We start from the raw sequence: 19,645 nt of genomic DNA, 5'->3' as shown, positions 1-19,645 counted from the left end.
GCCGAGCGGCACCCGCGCGTTTCAAGCCGCGTACACGGGTCGGTGCTAACCTTCGCCGATGTTTGCGGCTATTGATCAAATCATGAAACGGCATGCATCACTGCCCTATGTGTCGATGTTGGTACTGCTTGTCTGCATCACCGCACTCGACTATTTCACCGGCGCCGAGTATTCGAGTTTCACGTTTTACCTGCTGCCGATCGCCATCGCTGCTTGGTATACGAACAAGAACATCACCACGGCCATGGTGCTGATTTCCGCCGTGTGTTGGTTGGTCTGCCAACAACTGACCGGCAAGGAATACCAAAGCCTGCTTGCGCCGTATTGGAACGTGATGCTGCGCTTGATTACGTTCGCATTGGTGGCGAACCTTATCCTCACGGTGCGCAACTCCTTGGATGCGCTGACCGCCATCGCCATGCGCGATGGCCTGACCCAACTCAATAACGCCCGAGCATTCCGCAGCAAGTACGACATTGTGCGTGCTTTGGCCGTGAGAAGGCGCAGCCCCTTGGCCGTGGCGGTGATCGATTTGGACGGCTTCAAGCAAGTGAACGATTCGAAGGGGCACGCGGTGGGCGATGACGTGCTGTGCAAGTTCGCTTGGTTGTTGAATGATGCTTCGCGCTCGTCGGATATCGTGGCGCGCATGGGCGGTGATGAGTTCATGGTGATCCTGGCCGATGCCAGCGAAGCTTCCGCGCGCGCTTACGATGCCCGTGTCCGCAAGGCATTTGACGCAAGCGGCCTGAAGGAGGCCTACGGGATCGACTTCAGCATGGGCGTGGTCTCCTACGCGGTGCCGCCACAGGACATCGCACGCGCCACCCAAGCAGCCGACGCGCTCATGTATACCGCCAAACACGACGGCAAGGCGCACACAGCTTTCGAGCACGTCGCGAATCTGGCGGCCGCCTGAGCTTCAACCCTGTGGTTCTGATGCGCGCAAAACCGCTGCCATTCGAACTTCGCCCGCTGGCGGCCCACGACGGCGACGCATTGTTGCGCGCGTTGAAACAAGTGCCACACGACAACCCGACATTCTTCCAGGGCCTGCAGTCCGGAATGGGCCTGTACGACTATCTCGAGTGGATCGCAGTGCGAAAGTCCGGCACAAGATTGCGCGCCCATGAAGTACCGACGACCCTGCTGTTTGCTTTCTTTGGCAGTGAGTTGATCGGTCGGTACAGTCTGCGCCATCGGCTCACGCCGGCCCTCGAAGCCTATGCCGGCCACGTGGGCTATGCCGTGTTGCCCGCATACCGCCGCATGGGCGTGGCATCGGCCATGTTGCGACATGCCGCAGACCGTGCCACACGCGAGCTCGGCATCGCCGAATTGATCGTCACCTGCGACGAAGACAACCTCGCCTCCCAAGCAGTGATTGAAAGCTGCGGCGGACGTTTCATCGGGACGTACACAGGGCCATGGTCGGCGCGCACGAAAAAGCGATATCGCCTGTCCGACTGACGACGCATGCCGACAAACGACGCGCAAAAAAATGCCCGCAGCAAGTGCGGGCATTTTTGTCTTGCTTGAAGTCAGATTAGAACGAGAAGCTGCCGCCCACGCTGAACACATCGGCGTGACCGGTGAAGTCACCGCGCAGACCGGTGTAACGGCCTTCAGCGGCATTCGGCGGCAAATCGATCGGGGTTTTCTTCACGTTGACGCGCATGTAAGCGAAGTCGATGCTTAGATTGTTCGACACTGCCCACGAACCACCTGCCGCAAAGATGTTGCGGTTGTTGTCGGGCAGACGCGGGGTACGGTCGTGATCGTTGGTCGGCGATTCGTCGTAACCGACACCGGCACGCAGGGTGAAGGCATCGTTCAACTTGAAGTCGGCGCCGATACCGTAGTACCAGGTGTTCTTCCAGTTGAATTGCTCAACCGAAGTCGGCTGGTAACGGTTGGAGAAACCGACCGTCACGTTGTTCAAAGTTTCCCAGCCGGTGCGTTGCACGTCGCCGTACAAGGTCACGCGGTCATTCAGGGCCCACGACAAGCTGACCGTATCCACGGCCGGGGTCGTCAGTTCCGAATAGCCGGTACCGTCTTGGAAGCCGTAGCCCAATGCGCCGAGCTGCTGCGCCTGTGCGGCGGCGGTTGCGCGCTGCGTGGGTGACAACGAGGTGTTAGCTGCGGCAGCAGCGGCATTGGCGGCCAAGGTTTGCAGACCCGGCTGACGTGCCGTGAAGGCGTTCGGCATGGTGAAGTCGGCGGTGCCGCGGAACTTGTGCTTGATCTCGGTACGGTGCGAGTAACCGATCGTCACGTTGTTCCAGGGGCGCAGCATGATGCCGGCGACGAAGCCGACAGCATTGTCCTTGCCCGTCAAGGTGAAGTTGCCATCACCCACCGGTGAGTTCAACGGAAACGGGAGGCTGCTGATGATGAGATTGGTCGGGATGTCGCGGCCGAGCGTGACTTCGGTGCGTTGGAAGATGACGCCGGCGCCGACCGACACCTTCGGTGAGAATTCAATCGCCGCCGACAAGGTCAGGTCAACGGTTTTGACGTCGGAGATGGTGGCGTTGTAGCGACCCATCCAACCGTTTTCATATTCGGTTTTCAGACCGAACGGTGCGCTGACGGAAGCGCCCAGACGCACGCTTTCGAGGTCACCCTTCAGCGGCATGATGAAGGACATCGACGGGACTGCGGTGAGTTCACCCGGATCGCCGCCATTGCCACCACCCACAGACACTTCGGTGGTCGCGGTCGGCTTGTAGTAACCGGTGCCGTTGAACGAGGCGTCCAGATCGATACCGGCAACGTCGAGTTGCACGTTGGTCGCGGTGAAGTTGGTCATCGCAGCCGGGTTGTTCAGAACGGACGAACCGTCCTTGGCAACGGCGGTACCGGTCAGCGCGCGGCCGACGTTCTTGGTGCTGTTTTCGCGAATCTGAAAGCCGGATGCGGCAGCGTTGCCGGCAACAAGTGCGCCGACAACGGCGACGGCGATCATCGAATAACGGGTCTTGCGGGTGGTGTGTTTCATTTAATCCCTTCTCCAGGATGGATCGATATTCAGGTGGACTGCGTGAGCGGTTCTCTGTACCACGCGGTGGCGTATCCGACTATAACCACCTTTTAACCAATTGGTAACAATGACGCACGGTGTTGCTAAAGTGGTCACAGGAAACCGCGTAATTGCCATGTTTGTCTCCGTACCCCGCCGTCAAAAACCGACTGTTCGCTGGGCCTCGCCGTTGCTGGCAGTCTTGCTTTCAGCCGCATTCTTGTGGGTTTGGATGCGTCCAGCGGCTGAATCCCATGCCTTACTGCTGCGGTGGGGAACGCTGCCGTCCGACGTCTTTGCCGCTTTTGCGCTGGGCCCGCGGGCGATTGCCGATGCTGCACTGCACCTATTGACTGCGCTGTTTCTGCACGCGGATTGGGCGCATTTGCTCGGCAATTTGATCTTTCTTTTGATCTTCGGCTTGCCCGCCGAACGTTTGATCGGTAGCCGTCGTTTGCTGGTGCTGTTCTTGATGGGCGGTGCGGTGGCCAACTATTTTGCCGCCCTCACCCTTGGCCCCAGCAGCCGCCCGTTGGTCGGCGCGAGCGGCGCTGTGGCCGCGATGATGGGCGCCTATCTGGCGCTGTTTCCGAATGCGCGCCTCGGCGTGGTGGTCCCGCTGGGTGCCTTCATGCAATTCATCCGCGCCCCGGCCTACCTGCTCATCGGCGCTTGGGCCATCTTGCAGGTGGTGTTCGCCTATATCGGTCCGGCCTTCGGTGAGATCGCGTGGGTGGCGCACGCCGCCGGTTTGATCTTCGGCGTGCTATTTGCTTTGGCGCAGCGCGATGCCATCGGCAAACGGCTCAGACGTCGCGCCGGTTACTGATTACTTCGCCTTCGGTTTCGGCTTTGCCACCGGCGCGACACCGGCCATGCGCTTCAATTCCGACAACGCGGCATTGACCGGCATTTCCCCGCTCAAGACTTCACCACCGGTTTCACCGGACATTTCCTCTTCGCCACGCAAATGCCCCAACAACGACGCTTCGTTGACGGTGACATTGCGCGTTTTGCCGTCGGCCTTCACCAAGACATCCGGCACGATGCCGACACCTTGGATGGAACGATTCTTCGGCGTGTAATAGCGCGCCGTCGTGAGCTTCACCGCGTCGCCGTTATCGAGCGGCAGCAAGCTTTGTACCGAACCTTTTCCGAAGGTCAAGCTGCCGACAACGCGCGCACGCCCCGAATCCTGCAAGGCCGCGGCCAACACTTCTGAGGCACTGGCAGAGCCGGCATCCACCAAGACCACCACCGGCGCACCCTGCAACACATCACCCGCATGGGCGGTGTAAATGGTGTCGCCGCTCTTCACGCGTCCGCGTGTGCTGACGATGTTGCCGGCGTTCATCAGATCGTCGGCCATTTCGACCGCGGCGTTCAACAAGCCGCCCGGATTGCTGCGCAAATCAATCACCAGACCGCGCAGCTTTCCACCGCTGCTTGTGTTGAGCGATTGCAGTGCCTCATCGAATTCTTTGGCGGTGGTGGCTTGGAAGCCGGACACGCGCACCAGACCGAAACCCGGCTCAAGCATGCGTTTGGCCACACTCGGCACGATGATTTTTTCGCGGGTCACCGAAACATCAAACGGCTTTTCCTTGCCACGACGAATCGTGAGTTTGACGGTGCTACCTGCTTTACCGCGCAACGCGCGATTGCCGTTATCGGTGCCGACCGGTTTGCCGTCCACGGCGATGATCAAATCGCCGGACTTGAGGCCTGCGCGTGCGGCAGGCCCGCCATCCATCGGCGCAATGATTTTCAACATCGGGCCAGGCTGCTGTTGCACTTCCACGCCCAAACCTTCGTATTGCCCCTCGGTGCTGGAGTCGAAACGCTCGGCATCATCGCGATCGAAATAGACACTGTGCGGATCCAAATCGAAGAGCAGGCCGCGCACGGCGGAATGCATCAACTCCGTGTCGGACTTCGGCGTCACATAGGCTTGGCGAATGCTATTGAAGACCGTGACAAAACGGCGGATCTCATCCAAGGGCACCGCCTTGCTGTCGGTGCTTTCGGCCTTTGGCGAACTATCGGCGTCGGTTGCGTCCGGCGTTTCAGGCGACTGCTGCGCCCAGGCACCCGCGGGTGCGAAAGAAATCAGACCGGCCAGCAACAGGGCAAGACGCATACGAACTCCACGCAAAAAATCGTCCCTGACAGACTAGCGTTTCTGCAGCCAGGTCGTGGGATTGACCGGCTGACCATTCCGGCGCAATTCAAAATACAGCGCAGGTTGGTTGGCGCCGCCGGAGTTACCGACGGTCGAGAGCGCATCGCCCTTGTGCACGGTGGCACCGACGTCCTTCAGCAGGGCCTCGTTGTGTGCATACAGACTCATGTAGCCGTTGCCGTGATCGACGATGGAGATCAGCCCGTAGCCGTTCATCCATTCGGCGAAGACCACCTTGCCATCGGCTACGGCGCGGACGGTCGTGCCGGAAGGTGCGGCAATCAACAAACCGCTGCTGTCACCGCCAAAGGCTTCGATCAACGATCCTGACACCGGCCAACCGAGACCGCCGACTTGCATGATCGGACCGCGAGTCGCGACCGCCGTTTCCACCGGCTTGGGTTTGGGTGGCGGCGGTGCGCCACGCTTGGTGGCTTCGCGCACGCGCGTCTCGTACGCTTTTTCGCGTTTTGCGGCTTCTGCGGCTGCTGCCTTGCGTGCCGCTTCTGCCGCCGCCTTACGACGGGCAGCGTCACGTGCTGCAGCCGCGCGCAAGTTCGCCAGCAGTTTCTCCAGCGATTTGGCGTCCTTGCCGAGCGCCTTCTCACGGCTTTCCTTGGCTTGGAACTGCGAGTTCAACTGCGCGACCAATGCATCACGCGCCGCCCGATCCTTCTGCAACACCGCCAGTTCCTGCTTTTGCTGCGCCTGTGCGTTGACCAAAGCGACTTGTTTTTGCTCGATGCCCGCGCGAATCGTCGCCAACTCGCGCAGATCGTTGTTGATGGCCTGAATCTTCTGATTGCGATCGCGCTGAAGAATTTGGTACTGCACCAAGGCGCGTTGTCCCTCGGACACGCGGTCCTGCGAGAGCAGCACCTTCAACGGCGCATCGCTGCCGGTCATATAGGCACCGCGGACCAACTTTCCCAAAGTGACCTTTTGTTCGGCCAGTCCTTGTTCCAACTGCAACCGTCGGGCTTCGAGGGTTTTGAGGTTTTGTGTTTCGGCAGAGATGGCATTTTCCGTGCCCGCCAGCTGTTTCGCGCTGCTGTTGACCTTTTGGTCAGCCGCCTTGAGCTCGCTGGTCGCGACATCGCGGCGATCATCGATGACCGCCTTTTCCTGCTTCACTTCTTTGATTTCGCCACGCAGCTGGCGCAGCTTCTTTTCCGCATCTTTCTGACTTTGTTGCGCGGTCGCGCCCCCGGTCAGGGTCAGCATTGCCGCAATGACCAAAGACGCGTGTCGCATCACGGAACCAACAAGGACTGGCCGCTCATTTCCGCCGGCTTTTCAACGCCGAGAAGATCGAGCAGGGTGGGTGCGATGTCTCTCAGCGCGCATCCGTCGCGCAGTGTGGCCTTGCGCTCACCGACGTAGATCAGCGGCACCGGCCCGACCGTGTGCGAGGTATGCGGCTGGCCGGTGATTGGATCGCGCATCATTTCGAGGTTGCCGTGATCGGCCGTGATCAGCAAAGCACCGCCGACCGATTCCACTGCTTCCGCCACCGCACCAATCGCCACATCCACTGCCTCGGCTGCTTTGATCGCGGCGTCGAGCATGCCCGTGTGGCCGACCATGTCCGGGTTGGCGATGTTGCAGATGATGGCGTCGAAATGGCGGCCACGAATCGCGTCGACCAGCTGTGCGGTCAATTCCGGGCAACTCATTTCCGGCTGCAAATCGTAGGTCGCCACTTTGGGGCTGGGGATCAAGGCGCGTGATTCGCCTTGGTAAAGCGTTTCGCGGCCGCCGCTGAAGAAGAAGGTGACGTGCGCATATTTTTCTGTCTCGGCAATGCGCAATTGCGTCAGTCCGTGGCTCGCGAGCACTTCGCCCAAGGTGTTGCGGAGATCTTCCGGCGCGTAGGCGACGGTGGCGGTCAGATTGGCGTCGTATTCGGTCAGACAAACAAAATCGGCCAGCGCCGGACGGCGCGCATTAAAGCCGTCGAAGGACGGATCGACAAAGGTCGCGGTCAGCTGGCGTGCGCGATCGGCGCGGAAATTCATGAACACCACCACGTCGCCGTCTTGCATCGGAGTCGCGCCGGCAATCACCGTCGGCTTCACGAATTCGTCGTTCTCGCCACGCGCATAGGCGGCGTCCAACGCTTCATCGACCGAAGCGGCCGCAAACTCCGCGTGCGCATCCACCATCGCTGTCCAGGCTTGCTCAACCCGATCCCAACGCTTATCGCGATCCATCGCGAAATAGCGTCCCGATACGGAAGCGATATGCGCATTGCCGACAGCGTCGCAGTGCGCCTGCAGTGCTTTCAAACTCGGGGCTGCCGAGCGCGGCGGCATATCACGGCCATCGAGGAAGGCATGCACCGCCACGCGCGGCACACCTTTACGCTTGGCAAGTTCCAGCATGGCAAAAATGTGCGCCTCATGACTGTGCACACCACCCGGAGAAAGCAGCCCCATCACATGCAAGGTCCGGCCTTGCGCGCGCGCCAGTTCGCAGGCGCGCACCAGAGCCGCGTTGGTGAAAAATTCACCGTCAGCGATGGCGGCATCAATACGCGTCAAATCTTGATACACGACGCGACCGGCGCCGAGATTCATATGGCCGACTTCCGAGTTGCCCATTTGCCCGTCCGGCAGGCCGACGTGCATGCCTTCCGTGTGCACCAAGGTGTGCGGCCTGCTCGCCCAGAGCGCCCGCCAATTCGGAATATCCGCCAGGGCGAGGGCGTTGTCGGTCGGATCTTCGCGATAGCCCCAGCCATCCAGAATGAGCAAAACGACCGGACGCGGAGGGGTTGCAACGCTGCCTGAATGCACGACCAAAGACCTATGACGAATGACCCGTGCCATTGTAACGAAGGCGTCGCAACATACTTTCAACCTCTTGCTGGATGCCTGTCATGTTGAACACCGCCAAATTCACCGTCGGCCTCTCGGTTTTGCTCTTTGCCAGCGCCGGTGTCGCATTCGCCCAGCAAGACGTCAGCAAGGTCAACGGATCAGTGGATGTCGGCAGCGGCGAAGTGCGAGCGGACGTCAGCACGGTCAACGGCAGCATCAAACTCGGCGACAAATCCAAGACCGATGACGTCACCACGGTCAACGGCGAGATCGAGCTGGGTAACAGCGTTGCTTCCAAAGAAGTCACCACCGTCAACGGTGCGATCAAGCTGGGCAACAATGCCCGCGTCTCCAATGACGTGACCACCGTGAACGGCTCGATCTTCGTGGCCGATCATGGCGTGATCGGCGGCGACGTCGCCACAGTCAACGGCGGCATCGGCCTAGTGCGTTCGGAAGTCGGCGGCGATGTGGCCACCGTCAATGGCGATGTCACCGTGGGCATCGGCTCGCACGTCAAGGGCAAGCTGATCGTCAAGAAGCCGACCAACAACAGCGTGTTGCCGATCTCGATCGGTCCGAACCGCATCCCGCGCATCATCGTGGGACCGAACGCCGTGATCGACGGCGAATTGCGTTTCGAGCGCGAAGTGAAGCTGTACGTGCACAGCTCGGCCAAAGTAGGCAAGATTTCCGGTGCCAAGCCGGTCAGCTTCAGCACGCCCACCGCACCGGCCAACTGAGCCCCGACGCCTGGCGTTCGCCGCGCTACCATGGGCGGACTTCCTTGGAATCCGCCCATGAAAATCGCTTACCTCTGCATCCTGATCGCCGTCCTCCTACCCTACGTCTGGGTCACGATCGCCAAAGCCTCCGGCAAGCGTTACGACAACCGCGATCCGCGCGGCTGGTTGGGCAAACAAACCGACGCCAAAGCGCTGCGTGCCAACGCCGCCCAACTCAATGCTTTCGAAGCCCTGCCCGGTTTCATCGCTGCGGTGTTCATGGCGCAATTCGCGCAAGTGAATGTCATGCACATCACGCTGTGCGCGGTGGCCTTCATCGTCTTCCGCATCCTGCACGGCGTCTTCTATATTGGCAACAAACACCAATTGCGTAGCTTGGTGTGGTTTGGCGGCCTGATCTGCGTGCTGATCTTGATGGGAAGCGCGATCGTCAAAATCGTTTGACGCATTTGCCTGCGCGCCATCGGACATCCGCGATGTCCGATGGCCACACGTCAGGCGTGAATCAGCTTCACCCGCGCAAAATTGCGCTTGCCGACGGCCAACATGCCTTCAAAGCCCGGCGTGAACAGCAGACTGCCGTCTTCGAACACTTCACCGTTCACGCGCACCGCTCGCTCTTTCAATTTGCGATTGGCTTCGGCATTGCTCGGGGTGATGCCGGCGGCCGTCAACAGGGCCGCGATACGCAAACCTTCCGCAGTGACAGCGATTTCCTGCAAAGGGATGTTGTCCAGATTGCCTTCGCCGCGTACCGCCGCTTGCCAACCATCCACCGCGCGCTCGGCCTCTGAAGCGGTGTGGAAACGCGTCGCCAACTCACGGGCCAAACGCAGTTTCAAATCACGCGGATTCAATTGGCCGGATTCGATCTCGCCGCGCAAGCTGCGCGCTTCCTCGATTGAGATGTCGAAGCTCAACAGATCGATCCACTTCCACATCAGATCGTCACCGATCTTCATGGTCTTGGTGACGATATCGATGGCAGGTTCGTCGATACCGATGTAGTTTCCGAGCGACTTCGACATTTTGTTGACGCCGTCCAAACCTTCCAGCAAGGGCATGGTCAACACGATCTGCGGTTTCTGTCCGTGCGCTTCTTGCAGCCCGCGCCCCATCAACAAGTTGAACTTTTGATCGGTACCACCGAGCTCGACATCACTTTGCAATGCCACCGAGTCGTAGCCCTGCACCAGCGGATAGAGGAATTCGTGGATCGCGATGGGCTGTTGGCCGGCGAAGCGCTTGGAAAAATCGTCGCGCTCCAACATCCGCGCCACCGTGTGTTGCGAGGCCAGCTTGATCATGTCGGCGGCCGACATCTTGTCGAACCACTCACTGTTGAAACGGACTTCGGTGCGTTCGCGATCGAGCACTTTGAAAACCTGTTTCGCATAGGTTTCCGCGTTGGCTTTCACGTCCTCGCGCGTAAGCGGCTTGCGTGTCACGTTCTTGCCGGTCGGGTCGCCGATCATGCCGGTGAAATCGCCGATCAAGAAAATCACTTGATGGCCGAGATCTTGGAACTGCCGCATCTTGTTCAACAACACGGTATGGCCGAGGTGCAAATCGGGCGCGGTCGGGTCGAAACCGGCCTTGATGCGCAACGGGCGTCCTGCTTTCAGGCGCTGCTCGAGCTCGTCGCGTTTCAGCAATTCATCGGCGCCGCGACCGATAATCTCCAAGGCATGTTCAACCGTCACTCTCTTTCCTGAATACGTTGTGGTTCTGGGGATGTCGGACGATTCACTGCCGACAATCGGAAAAACGCGAAAACCCATTCAGAATCATGCGGTTGACGCGTCCCGTTCAGCTCCCTATGTTAGCCCGTCATACGGCCTTCACGCGATGCTGATTCTCCTGAATGAAAAACGTTCACCAAGACCCCGCGCGCCAGACCCGACTTCGCGACCTTCGCCAAGCCGCCCTCAGCCGATTTGTCGCCTCCAAATTTCCTGAAGGTCGTTGGAGCCGTCGCCAGTGGGCACAGGCCAGCGTAATCGCTTCGATGGGCCTCTTGGCCGCCGCGTTGGTGCCGGGCATGGAGCACGCCGTCGGTCCGGCCGGCAGCGAACTCAAGTCGTCGGCCTTGTCGCTCAGTATTCCGTTGACGCTGCCGACCGCAGATGCCGGCGCGAACCGTCCGGAACCCGGTGAATGGCAGCGCGTCAATTTGCGCAAAGGCGAAACCCTGACCGCATTGTTGTCGTCCTTGGGATTCAACAAGAAAGACGTCCAGGCCTTTACCCGACATCCCGAGACCCGCACCGAATTGGCGCGACTGTCGTCCGGCTCCGAAATATCGGTGCTGGCCGATACCGCGAATGCCCTGCAAGCCGTGCGTTTTCCGCGCAGCGAAGGCGAAGTGGAATTGCGCCGCAAGGGTGACGGCTTTCTGGTGAAGACGCTGGAAGCCAAAGAAGAGACCCGCACGGTGGTGCTGTCGGGCACGGTGGGTCGCGACTTGATGTCGTCGGCGCGCAAAGCCGGCCTCACGCGCCAAAACATCGAAGAGATGACCGATGAAATCTTCAAGTACGACATCGACTTCGAATCCGATTTGAACGCCGCAGACCGCTTCAGCGTCGTGGTCGATCAAACTTGGAAGAACGGACAGCTGATGGAGACCAGTCCTGTTCTGGCGGCGTCGTTCACGGTAGGCAATGAATTGCATACCGGATTCCGCCATGTGCGTGGCGGCAAGGCCGAGTACTTCAGCGCCGAAGGCCGTGCGTTGAAGCGCCCCTTCATTCGTATGCCGATTCCTTACGCACGATTGAGTTCAGGCTTTGGCGGACGCCGCCATCCAATTCTGGGCATCACCCGCATGCACAAAGGCGTGGATTACGCCGCTTCGACCGGCACACCGATCATGGCGGCCGGCGATGCCCGCGTGAAGTTTGTGGGACGCGGCCATGGTTACGGCAATGTGGTGGAACTCGATCACGGTGGCGGCCAAACCACCTTCTACGCCCACATGTCACGTTTCGCCAAAATACGCGTCGGCCAACATATCGACCAAGGCACCGTGATCGGCTACGTCGGCAGCACCGGCTTGTCGACCGGGCCGCATCTGCACTACGAATTCCGCGTCAATGGTGTTTACCGCAATCCATTGACGGTGACGATGGCACCGCCGGCACCCCTTTCCGGCAAAGACCTTGTGGCGTTCCGTTCGGAAACACGACGTGCGATGGACAAAATTCGCACCGTGGAAAAAATCATCTATCCCGGTTCGGCTAAAGTGGTGGCGGTAAGTACGTCCACTACGAAAGCATCTAGCAAGGGATAGCACATGACTCAGGCGGAAGGCCTGTACATCGGATTGATTTCCGGAACGAGCGCCGACGGCATTGACGCGGCGCTTGTGCGTTTTGGGCCTGATGAATCCGTCGCCATGGTCGCATCCCATGCCCATCCGTGGCCGGAAGCACTGCGCTCCCGCTTGATTGCATTGGGACAAGGCGGACCGCTGAACTCGCTGGAAGAGTACGGCAGTCTGGATGTGCAGGTGGGCGAGCAGTTTGCCGATGCCGCGCTCACCTTGCTGCGTGCTGCGAATGTTGCGCCATCGGACGTGCGGGCAATCGGCTCGCATGGACAGACCATTCGCCACCGCCCCTACGGCGCGGCCGGCGATGGCAAGTTTCCTTTCACTTTGCAAATCGGTGACCCGAATTTGATTGCCGAACGCACCGGCATCACCACCGTGAGTGACTTCAGGCGACGCGACGTAGCCGCAGGTGGGCATGGCGCGCCGTTGCTGCCGGCGTTGCATCGGGCCCTTCTGCATTCCACGGATGAGAATCGCGTGGTGTTGAACCTTGGCGGCATTGCCAACATCACCCTATTGCCTGCGAGCGGCGACGTGCGCGGCTTTGATACCGGACCTGCCAATGCATTGATGGATGCTTGGTGCCACCAGCACACCGGCCAGACCTATGATGCGGGTGGCGCGTGGGGCGCCAGTGGCGAGGTCAACGACGCTTTGCTTGCGCGGCTCTTGTATGACCCTTGGTTCGCCGCGCCCCCACCGAAAAGCTCCGGCCGTGAGCAATTCCACCTTGAGTGGGTGAAGTCTCATCTTCTGGAGTCGCTGAAACCGCAGGACGTCCAGGCGACCTTGCTGGCACTGACAGTGCGCACCGTTGTCGATGCCATTCAAACAACGCAGCCTGACACCGCCCGACTCTTGGTCTGTGGCGGCGGCGTGCAAAACGCGAACTTGATGTCGGCCTTGCAGACGGCGATGAAGGACACGAAGGTTGAATCGACCGCATTGCACGGACTCGACCCGGATCAGGTGGAGGCGATGGGGTTTGCGTGGTTGGCGCGTCAGACTTTGCTTGGGCTGCCGGGGAACTTGCCTTCGGTGAGTGGGGCGAAGGGGCTGAGGGTGTTGGGGACTGTTGCGGTTGGGTGATGGCGCATTCGTGGCGGGGATTCCCGCGGTGTGGCGCTCCGTATTAGGCTGAAACTTTCCCTGTTTGCACTGTTATTGTTGCAACTTGTCGTATAAATAGGTCGGGGCGGGACGAAGGGGCTGGAAATGGCTTGCACAATAGGCGGGAAACGCTCTGATGACCCGGGTCGGGATTGTCTTATACGGCACCTTTCAATCTAAATAGAAGTTAGACCCCACGTGATCCTTCCGATACGCCCATGAACGTAGCTTTCCTCTTCAATTCGGATCACCCTACGTTGGGCAGCTATTACGGCGGCCCAGTAATGGACTCGATTCTAGGCGCGAACGTCCTGCAAGGGGAATCGCGCTCAATGCGTGTTTCCGTTGGCGATATCCTTACGTTCAATGCAGTGTCTCGAAGCAAAGACCGGACTTACAGCGCTCTCGACAGGCTATGTCGCGCTGTATATGTGCCCGTTTCATTCGACCGCCTTAGAAGATCTCAACTGGAGGCGACATACACTGCCGCGACGGTCTATTGCTGGCTTTTTCAGAATATGACGGAAATAGCAGCTGAGCAGCTCCACCTCAAACTTCAGAGCGCCGCCTCATACCTAGGCTGCATGGATGTGGATTTCTCAAATCCGCTTCACTTGCAGTTCTTTCGGAACAGCTTGATCGAGAAGTACAGACTGACGGGAACGCGATGCGCTGTCTTTTATGACATGGGTCACAACGAAGACCCAGATATTTGCATCAAGGATGCATTTGAGCATGAAGGCTTTGAAGTTGAATACGAAGATCAAGGCGCTCGTCGCACAATTTTTGACAACTATGACTCCCTGGATCATTTCAAGCGGGTAGAGTCGTTCAAAGCCTTCTGTTCGAGGCTTCCTGGCCTAAGCAATGATGATGCGTCGGCGCTTGCGCACAGCTTGGAAGAGCTCCATCCAAAACTGTTTGACGCATTCGCGGCAGCGGCACGCACACTAGAGCGAGCGGAGACAGAAGAAGATTATGCTCAAGCATCTCTCTCGGGTCGGCGACTACTCGAACGAACCGCGGATGCCCTTTTTCCTCCTCAAGAGCTTGACTGGAACGGACGCAAAGTCGGCCCCGCGCAGTATAAGAATCGCCTCTGGGCACACATCGAGAAGGCTCTTTCTAGCACTGACTCGGCAGCGGACCGCCTGAATACTCTTGGGAAGGAGGCAGATCGCCTCAGCGAACTTTTTAACTCAGGACTTCACGCTCACCAAACTCGAGAGAATGTCGAGCTCGCGTTCCGTGACCTTGTAATTTGGCTTTCTGCCGTTATTGACATAAACCCTTCGATGGCCCGAGACCCATACCAGCCGTACGGAAGCGAAATTGACTCCTTCGCGCGGTCAGTCTTCGCGCACGCCGAGGGTGGGGTCTAACAATTCATTCAAGCCGACACCGCTTCGCGGCGCGGCTTAATTCAGGCGTTAGATGCCATCTTGCCAACCGTGTGCTCACAGTAAAAATCTTGGCGCAAGACTGTTTTATCGCCCGCTTAATCACCACTATTGCTCCTGAATCCATCAGGAGAAGAGCAATGAAAACTTGGCTGTTTCTGGCTATTGCAATAATCGGAGAAGTAGTCGCAACCTCTGCACTGAAATCTAGTGAGGGTTTCACAAAGCTAGCACCATCCGCTGTAGTTCTTGTCGGCTATGGGCTAGCGTTCTACTTCTTATCTCTTGCCCTCAAGACCATTCCAGTAGGAATTGCTTATGCAATCTGGGCGGGACTTGGCATCGTGCTCGTGGCGGCAATTGCATGGATATTTCACGGGCAGAAGCTGGACATGTGGGCATTTGTTGGCATGGGGCTCATAGTCAGCGGAGTTGCCGTTCTTAATTTGCTATCCAAGGTCAGCGCTCACTGAACCGACTGGCATCTAACAATTCGTCCAAGCCGAGCTCGCTTCGCGGCCGCGGAAATGGCACTAAGATTGAGCCATCGCCGCGGCCGCAAATCGGTCCGGCTTAACTCAGGCGTTCGCTGCCATATGAGGAAACGAGTGACCGTACCTTTAGGAGCACATCGTCTGGCAGGCGAGTTCCTTAGCGCTGCACTCGCCACTAGCCCCGTACCAACCTCGGCGGTGGCGGAGCTGCGGCGACCGGTTTCCCTCGTCGGCTTCTACTTGGTCGGTCACTCTTTCGAGCGCAGTCTCAAGGCGTTTTTGCTCGGTCGCGGCATGTCCATCGCGAAGCTCGGCAACAAACCCTTTGACCACAATCTTGTATCGCTTTCACGGGTGCTCGCAGCTTGCCGCGTTACCCGCTAGCTGTCGCCTTGGCCTCCAAGCTCCTGCAAGAGCTGGCGCCGTACTGTCGTAAGCTGGCAGTTAACAATTTTTCAAAGCCGACGCCGCTTCGCGGCGCGGCTCAACTAAGGTGTTATAGCCCATGGCGGACCTCACGGCGCTCTTGACCATCAAGCGGGACGCAGCGCTTTTGCGGTGGGCCGGCGTGCTGTTTGCTCTGTGGCTCTTCTGCACTGGGCCGCTGCGCTGGGTTGCAGCTCCAACACTTCCGCTGTGGGTCTTGGGTAGCGCACCAAACTTCTTCGCGGGCCTCACACTCACTTTTTGGCAGGCGTTCGTCGTTCCTTCCCGCCCCGCTGGATCCGCTGCCGTCGCGCTTGCCGTGCTCGCGTTCGTAGAAGCGGTGCAGTTGGCGATGCCCCAGCACCGCGCGGATCCGTGGGACCTGTTGGCCAGCCTAGTCGGGTGCTCTTTGGCTGTGCCTTCCTTGCATTGGCGCCGCCGGATGACGCAGCATAGGCTCTAGCAATTCGTCCAAGCCGACGCCGCTGCGCGGCGCGGATTAACTCAGGCGTTAGCCTGCAGAACAAGATTTCGGCAGAAAGCCATGAGAATCTCCGCATTTGTTCATAACTCCACAGAACACGTTGCCATTGTTGAGACGGATGGCATTGAACGCGTTGTAGCGATTCCCGCCAAAAAATCTGGTCGCGGCTCGTCCGTTAACGGGGGCGAACTCCTGATGCTTGCCCTCGCAACCTGCTACTGCAATGACCTCTTCCGGGAAGCAACGCGGCTCGGGATAGAAATTTCGGAAGTGAGAGTAGCTGCTTCAGCAGACTTCTTGGGCGTTGGCCTCGCTGCTGAGAACATTCGTTATTCAGTCGCAGTAATCTCAAGTTCGACGAGCGCTGACATTGACAGCCTGATCGCAGCAACGGATCAGGTTGCTGAGATTCACAACACCATTCGGTCCGCCGTCCCAGTGACACTAGAGCATCGCGCTTCAGGCTAACAATTCTTTCAAGCCGAACCCGCTTAGCGGCCCAACTTAATTCAGGCATTAGCCGCCAGTAGCAAGTCTCGTCGCAGGTCCGAAAACAGCCACTTGGCCTCCTTCAAAAATCCTGAGCGCGATTCAGCTTGATCGGCAATGTTGGGTATTGACTGTGCACTGCACAGTGTGCGATGCTAGGTCAACGTCGCCATCGCTCGGCTTGCAATGATCGAACCTGCACTTCTACAAGAGCTTCGACGGGGAACACTCGTTTTGGCTGTGCTGAGTGTCCTTAAGCATGGGGAAGCCTGTGGCGCCGATGTTCGCGCAACGCTAGCTCAGGCGCTGTTGCCCATCGAGGAGGGCGCTCTGTATCCCATGCTTCGACGGCTCGAGGATCAATCACTGCTGGTGAGCGAAAGGCGGTCTGAAGGATCACGTCTCAAACGCATGTATCAACTGTCCAAGGCTGGTGTGGCTGCTCACGCGGCAATGTCCGAGCAATGGCGATCACTTACCAAGAGCCTCTGTAAACTCAACGGAGACAACGAATGAATATGGTCGATAGCTATCTTTGTGAGGTCGGCCGTTGGCTGCCTGGGTTCAAGCGGAAAGCACAACTGACACGCATTCGGGAGGACTTGAGCGAATTTCTCTCTGACGCGAGAAACGATGCGGATCGCCGGAAGCGGCTAGCCGAATTCGGCCGCCCTGTTGTTGTAGCAGCGCGCTACGCCGACTATCCACATGTCATTCCCGGAATATTGGCACCCTCCTACATCGTGGTTTTGCTCGTCGCCATTGTGACAGCGCTGCTGATTAATGCGAGCCTGGTCATTCCACGCGGCATACACGGCGAATTTTGGCTCAGGAATCTCGGCCTAGTGTTTTCAACCACTCTTCGCGCTCTGCCAATACTGTTCACTGTAATTACATTAGTCTTTGCTGGGCTTGGCTATGCCGTGCAGCGAAGGGCTCGTGCAGCCAAGGATGGTCAATGAGCGCCGAAAGTGGTGAACCGGTTGGCCGCTAAGACTTCGTTCAATCCGAAGCCGCATCGTGTCACGGCTCATTGTGATAGCGTGTAGGACAACGCCGTGCCACTACGGAGCGCGGCTTAACTCAGGCATTAGACCTACTAGAGAATTCCCGCATCGTGATGTCGTTTTAACAACAGGAGACATGCCATGGTCAAAGTAGCCTTGTTCGTTCGCCTTGAAGCGAAACCCGGAAAAGAGAAAGAGGTTGAGAGCTTCCTTTTGAGTGGCCTTCCCCTCGTCAATGAGGAGCCTGCCACCATTGCGTGGTTTGGCATTCGCCTTGGACCAAGCACTTTCGGAATCTTTGATGCTTTCCCGGATGAAGCGGGTCGGCAAGCCCATCTCTCCGGCAAGGTCGCAGCCGCGTTGATGGAAAAGGCAGGTGAGTTGTTCTCCGAGCCCCCGTCCATCGAAAACGTTGATGTACTTGCGGCAAAGCTACCTGGTTAACAAGCCTAACAATTCGTTCAAGCCGAACCCGCTTCGCGGGTCGGCTTACTTCAGCAACTGTTTGGGCGTAAAGACGTGAGATCCGACGTGCCGCCCATGCTGAATTAAGCTGCTCTGGACACCAAAGCGTATCGGGCGCGCATGGAACGAGAAGAGACCGTTTCCAACCTGACTGTAGACACAGACGCTGACATCGCTTCAGTGGCGCGTGATTACACGTTTCTAGCCAACGGCAAGAAAACGAATTGGGGCGTCGCACCGCCACCAAGAAAATCTCGGAAGCAGGCGACAAGCGCTTCCTATCCGATCTTGGCCGAACTACTGCGCTATGTACACCAATTTGTTATCGTACTCGCACGCAGGAGGCTCGACCTTCAACACACTCAAGTCGACGCGAATCATGCGTTGGGGCTCAGGATCACACTTTATGTCAAGTCTGTATGGACTCACTTACGTCAGCGAGTCGACTCGTGACCTGCTTCCCGACGAGCTCGACGCTATTTTGCTCGACGCACGTCTTTTTAATGCCTCGGTGGGGGTCACAGGCGCACTTCTTTACAGCGATGGCCGATTCTTTCAATTGCTAGAAGGCCCTGAAGAGTCTGTCAAGAAGGCATTCGCTAGGATTCTTCAGGCAAAATCGCATTCCAACCTAAAACAAATTAGCTCCTTTGCGGTGCATGAGAGATCGTTCGAATCTTGGCACATGGGCTTTGTTCGTCCCCCAGCCACTGCTATTCAAAGCTTGTCTCAAGCGGCTTGGGAAGGCGCTATCCCTTACACACGCTCTGGGGTTGAGAAATCAGAGGGGCTCGGACTACTTCTTTATTACTGGAGCAAATGGGCTGCTGAGCCTATTCCCTCTGCGCGCTAACCCTTCATTCAAGTTTGCGGCGCGCTCAGTTAATTTTGCGCTGCTCGCGCAAGCGGTTATCCAGGGACAGACCAAGAGGTGTCTGCGGCGTATTCAATAACGTTGCTGCGTCGCAGGAACTAGGCAATCCATTCACAGTTTCACGAGAGGCACCACACGATGATCGAAATCTTCGGACACCCTTTCGCTGCCTTTGCATGGAAGCCGCTGATCGCCGCTTATGAGCGAGGCGTACCTTTCACTTTCAAGATGGTCGATCCAGATCATCGTGACAATCAAGCGCGAATGATCGAGCTCTCACCCACGGGCCAATTTCCGGCTTTGGTGAATGGCGACGTCGAGATCACGCAGTCCAACGCCGTCATCGAATACCTGGATCAATTCGGCACCGCGCCGCCGCTGATTCCCGCGAACGCAAACGATGCGTTGCGCGCGCGCATGCTGACTGAAGTCTTCGACGACTACATTGCACATCCGATGCAACGCGTTGTGGCGGAATCTCTCCGCCCGAGTGATCAGCAAGACCCGCGTCGTGCGGAAGAAGCGCGGCAAGAACTGGAGAGGACCTATCGCTGGCTGTCAAAACGCGTCGGCGGATATTTCGCCACAGGCGATGCGATGACCATTGCGGATTGCGCGGCTGCGCCCGCCCTGTTCTATGCGGACTGGGTGCATCCCATTCCAGAGGGCGCGCTCAAGGCCTATCGCGCGCGTTTGCTTGCACATCCATCGGTGGCACGCGTTGTCGATGAGGCGCGCCCTTATCGGCCATTCTTCCCACTCGGCGCGCCCGACCGCGACTAAGCCG

20 protein-coding genes are annotated in these 19,645 nt (G+C 58.4%); 15 read left to right on the top strand and 5 right to left on the bottom strand.

The window, feature by feature from the left end:
• The first annotated feature begins 82 nt into the window (after positions 1–82).
• Positions 83–919 carry a GGDEF domain-containing protein gene (locus H8L67_RS01400; protein WP_220380023.1) on the top strand — a complete coding sequence of 279 codons (837 nt, stop codon included), beginning with the start codon at positions 83–85 and terminating at the stop codon, positions 917–919.
• Between the two features lie 20 nt (positions 920–939).
• On the top strand, positions 940–1,470 hold the full coding sequence (locus tag H8L67_RS01395) for a GNAT family N-acetyltransferase (protein ID WP_220380022.1): 531 nt from the start codon (positions 940–942) through the stop codon (positions 1,468–1,470).
• 76 nt (positions 1,471–1,546) lie between these two features.
• Here the strand turns inward: H8L67_RS01395 and H8L67_RS01390 are convergent, their stop codons facing one another.
• The gene (locus H8L67_RS01390) at positions 1,547–3,004 is read right to left on the bottom strand and encodes an OmpP1/FadL family transporter (protein ID WP_220380021.1); all 1,458 of its coding nucleotides are present in this window, start codon (positions 3,002–3,004) and stop codon (positions 1,547–1,549) included.
• Positions 3,005–3,161: 157 nt separating this feature from the next.
• Here H8L67_RS01390 and H8L67_RS01385 point away from each other — a divergent pair, with 157 nt between their 5' ends.
• Positions 3,162–3,854, top strand: a complete 693-nt coding sequence (locus tag H8L67_RS01385) for a rhomboid family intramembrane serine protease (protein WP_220380020.1) — start codon at positions 3,162–3,164, stop codon at positions 3,852–3,854.
• Here the strand turns inward: H8L67_RS01385 and H8L67_RS01380 are convergent, their stop codons facing one another.
• From H8L67_RS01380 to gpmI, 3 genes are read right to left on the bottom strand one after another with little or no spacing between them, the layout of a single operon-like run.
• Positions 3,855–5,165, bottom strand: coding sequence for a S41 family peptidase (locus H8L67_RS01380; protein ID WP_220380019.1), 1,311 nt, complete (start codon positions 5,163–5,165; stop codon positions 3,855–3,857).
• Between the two features lie 33 nt (positions 5,166–5,198).
• Positions 5,199–6,461 carry a murein hydrolase activator EnvC family protein gene (locus tag H8L67_RS01375; protein ID WP_255555990.1) on the bottom strand — a complete coding sequence of 421 codons (1,263 nt, stop codon included), beginning with the start codon at positions 6,459–6,461 and terminating at the stop codon, positions 5,199–5,201.
• On the bottom strand, positions 6,461–8,038 hold the full coding sequence (gpmI, locus tag H8L67_RS01370) for a 2,3-bisphosphoglycerate-independent phosphoglycerate mutase (RefSeq protein WP_220380018.1): 1,578 nt from the start codon (positions 8,036–8,038) through the stop codon (positions 6,461–6,463). Before gpmI ends, H8L67_RS01375 begins: the two co-directional genes overlap by 1 nt.
• Before the next feature lie 50 nt (positions 8,039–8,088).
• Between gpmI and H8L67_RS01365 the strand changes: the two genes are divergently transcribed.
• Together H8L67_RS01365 and H8L67_RS01360 are read left to right on the top strand one after the other, a co-directional pair.
• Complete coding sequence (locus tag H8L67_RS01365) at positions 8,089–8,772, top strand: DUF4097 family beta strand repeat-containing protein (protein ID WP_220380017.1); 684 nt, start codon at positions 8,089–8,091, stop codon at positions 8,770–8,772.
• Positions 8,773–8,829: 57 nt separating this feature from the next.
• Entirely contained in the window at positions 8,830–9,219 is a 390-nt protein-coding gene (locus tag H8L67_RS01360; RefSeq protein WP_220380016.1) for an MAPEG family protein, read from the top strand.
• 50 nt (positions 9,220–9,269) lie between these two features.
• On the opposite strand, the gene tyrS is transcribed toward H8L67_RS01360, so the two are convergent.
• Positions 9,270–10,478 carry a tyrosine--tRNA ligase gene (gene tyrS, locus H8L67_RS01355; protein WP_255555988.1) on the bottom strand — a complete coding sequence of 403 codons (1,209 nt, stop codon included), beginning with the start codon at positions 10,476–10,478 and terminating at the stop codon, positions 9,270–9,272.
• Positions 10,479–10,639: 161 nt separating this feature from the next.
• Here tyrS and H8L67_RS01350 point away from each other — a divergent pair, with 161 nt between their 5' ends.
• The 10 genes from H8L67_RS01350 to H8L67_RS01305 all read left to right on the top strand — a co-directional run bounded on the left by H8L67_RS01350 (position 10,640) and on the right by H8L67_RS01305 (position 19,641).
• Positions 10,640–12,067, top strand: a complete 1,428-nt coding sequence (locus H8L67_RS01350) for a M23 family metallopeptidase (protein ID WP_220380014.1) — start codon at positions 10,640–10,642, stop codon at positions 12,065–12,067.
• Between the two features lie 3 nt (positions 12,068–12,070).
• Positions 12,071–13,198 (top strand): anhydro-N-acetylmuramic acid kinase, encoded by a 1,128-nt coding sequence (locus H8L67_RS01345; protein WP_220380013.1) that lies wholly within the window; start codon positions 12,071–12,073, stop codon positions 13,196–13,198.
• Between the two features lie 353 nt (positions 13,199–13,551).
• Entirely contained in the window at positions 13,552–14,601 is a 1,050-nt protein-coding gene (locus tag H8L67_RS01340; RefSeq protein WP_220380012.1) for a hypothetical protein, read from the top strand.
• A gap of 158 nt (positions 14,602–14,759) precedes the next feature.
• Positions 14,760–15,092, top strand: coding sequence for a quaternary ammonium compound efflux SMR transporter QacL (qac, locus tag H8L67_RS01335; protein WP_220380011.1), 333 nt, complete (start codon positions 14,760–14,762; stop codon positions 15,090–15,092).
• A gap of 991 nt (positions 15,093–16,083) precedes the next feature.
• A complete protein-coding gene (locus H8L67_RS01330) occupies positions 16,084–16,491 on the top strand; it encodes an OsmC family protein (RefSeq protein ID WP_220380010.1) in 408 nt (135 codons plus the stop codon).
• Positions 16,492–16,698: 207 nt separating this feature from the next.
• A complete protein-coding gene (locus H8L67_RS01325) occupies positions 16,699–17,028 on the top strand; it encodes a PadR family transcriptional regulator (protein WP_220380009.1) in 330 nt (109 codons plus the stop codon).
• Positions 17,025–17,474: a hypothetical protein gene (locus tag H8L67_RS01320; RefSeq protein WP_220380008.1), complete on the top strand. Its 450-nt coding sequence runs from the start codon at positions 17,025–17,027 to the stop codon at positions 17,472–17,474. Before H8L67_RS01325 ends, H8L67_RS01320 begins: the two co-directional genes overlap by 4 nt.
• A 186-nt stretch (positions 17,475–17,660) precedes the next feature.
• Complete coding sequence (locus H8L67_RS01315; RefSeq protein ID WP_220380007.1) at positions 17,661–17,963, top strand: putative quinol monooxygenase; 303 nt, start codon at positions 17,661–17,663, stop codon at positions 17,961–17,963.
• 427 nt (positions 17,964–18,390) lie between these two features.
• A complete protein-coding gene (locus H8L67_RS01310) occupies positions 18,391–18,837 on the top strand; it encodes a BLUF domain-containing protein (RefSeq protein WP_220380006.1) in 447 nt (148 codons plus the stop codon).
• A 159-nt stretch (positions 18,838–18,996) separates the two neighbouring features.
• Positions 18,997–19,641, top strand: a complete 645-nt coding sequence (locus tag H8L67_RS01305) for a glutathione S-transferase family protein (protein ID WP_220380005.1) — start codon at positions 18,997–18,999, stop codon at positions 19,639–19,641.
• Positions 19,642–19,645 lie beyond the last annotated feature (4 nt).

It is taken from the genome of Lysobacter soyae (assembly GCF_019551435.1).
GTDB classification, from domain to species: Bacteria; Pseudomonadota; Gammaproteobacteria; order Xanthomonadales; family Xanthomonadaceae; genus Solilutibacter; species Solilutibacter soyae.
This window is presented reverse-complemented; position numbering and strand designations above follow the sequence as displayed.

Bases quoted from the DNA above. Each gene is read 5' to 3' on its own strand.
- H8L67_RS01400 (WP_220380023.1), top strand. From the start codon at position 83: ATGAAACGGCATGCATCACTGCCCTATGTGTCGATGTTGGTACTGCTT.
- H8L67_RS01395 (WP_220380022.1), top strand. From the start codon at position 940: ATGCGCGCAAAACCGCTGCCATTCGAACTTCGCCCGCTGGCGGCCCAC.
- H8L67_RS01390 (WP_220380021.1), bottom strand. From the start codon at position 3,004: ATGAAACACACCACCCGCAAGACCCGTTATTCGATGATCGCCGTCGCC.
- H8L67_RS01385 (WP_220380020.1), top strand. From the start codon at position 3,162: ATGTTTGTCTCCGTACCCCGCCGTCAAAAACCGACTGTTCGCTGGGCC.
- H8L67_RS01380 (WP_220380019.1), bottom strand. From the start codon at position 5,165: ATGCGTCTTGCCCTGTTGCTGGCCGGTCTGATTTCTTTCGCACCCGCG.
- H8L67_RS01375 (WP_255555990.1), bottom strand. From the start codon at position 6,461: ATGCGACACGCGTCTTTGGTCATTGCGGCAATGCTGACCCTGACCGGG.
- gpmI (WP_220380018.1), bottom strand. From the start codon at position 8,038: ATGGCACGGGTCATTCGTCATAGGTCTTTGGTCGTGCATTCAGGCAGC.
- H8L67_RS01365 (WP_220380017.1), top strand. From the start codon at position 8,089: ATGTTGAACACCGCCAAATTCACCGTCGGCCTCTCGGTTTTGCTCTTT.
- H8L67_RS01360 (WP_220380016.1), top strand. From the start codon at position 8,830: ATGAAAATCGCTTACCTCTGCATCCTGATCGCCGTCCTCCTACCCTAC.
- H8L67_RS01350 (WP_220380014.1), top strand. From the start codon at position 10,640: ATGAAAAACGTTCACCAAGACCCCGCGCGCCAGACCCGACTTCGCGAC.
- H8L67_RS01345 (WP_220380013.1), top strand. From the start codon at position 12,071: ATGACTCAGGCGGAAGGCCTGTACATCGGATTGATTTCCGGAACGAGC.
- H8L67_RS01340 (WP_220380012.1), top strand. From the start codon at position 13,552: ATGCGTGTTTCCGTTGGCGATATCCTTACGTTCAATGCAGTGTCTCGA.
- qac (WP_220380011.1), top strand. From the start codon at position 14,760: ATGAAAACTTGGCTGTTTCTGGCTATTGCAATAATCGGAGAAGTAGTC.
- H8L67_RS01330 (WP_220380010.1), top strand. From the start codon at position 16,084: ATGAGAATCTCCGCATTTGTTCATAACTCCACAGAACACGTTGCCATT.
- H8L67_RS01325 (WP_220380009.1), top strand. From the start codon at position 16,699: ATGATCGAACCTGCACTTCTACAAGAGCTTCGACGGGGAACACTCGTT.
- H8L67_RS01320 (WP_220380008.1), top strand. From the start codon at position 17,025: ATGAATATGGTCGATAGCTATCTTTGTGAGGTCGGCCGTTGGCTGCCT.
- H8L67_RS01315 (WP_220380007.1), top strand. From the start codon at position 17,661: ATGGTCAAAGTAGCCTTGTTCGTTCGCCTTGAAGCGAAACCCGGAAAA.
- H8L67_RS01310 (WP_220380006.1), top strand. From the start codon at position 18,391: ATGTCAAGTCTGTATGGACTCACTTACGTCAGCGAGTCGACTCGTGAC.
- H8L67_RS01305 (WP_220380005.1), top strand. From the start codon at position 18,997: ATGATCGAAATCTTCGGACACCCTTTCGCTGCCTTTGCATGGAAGCCG.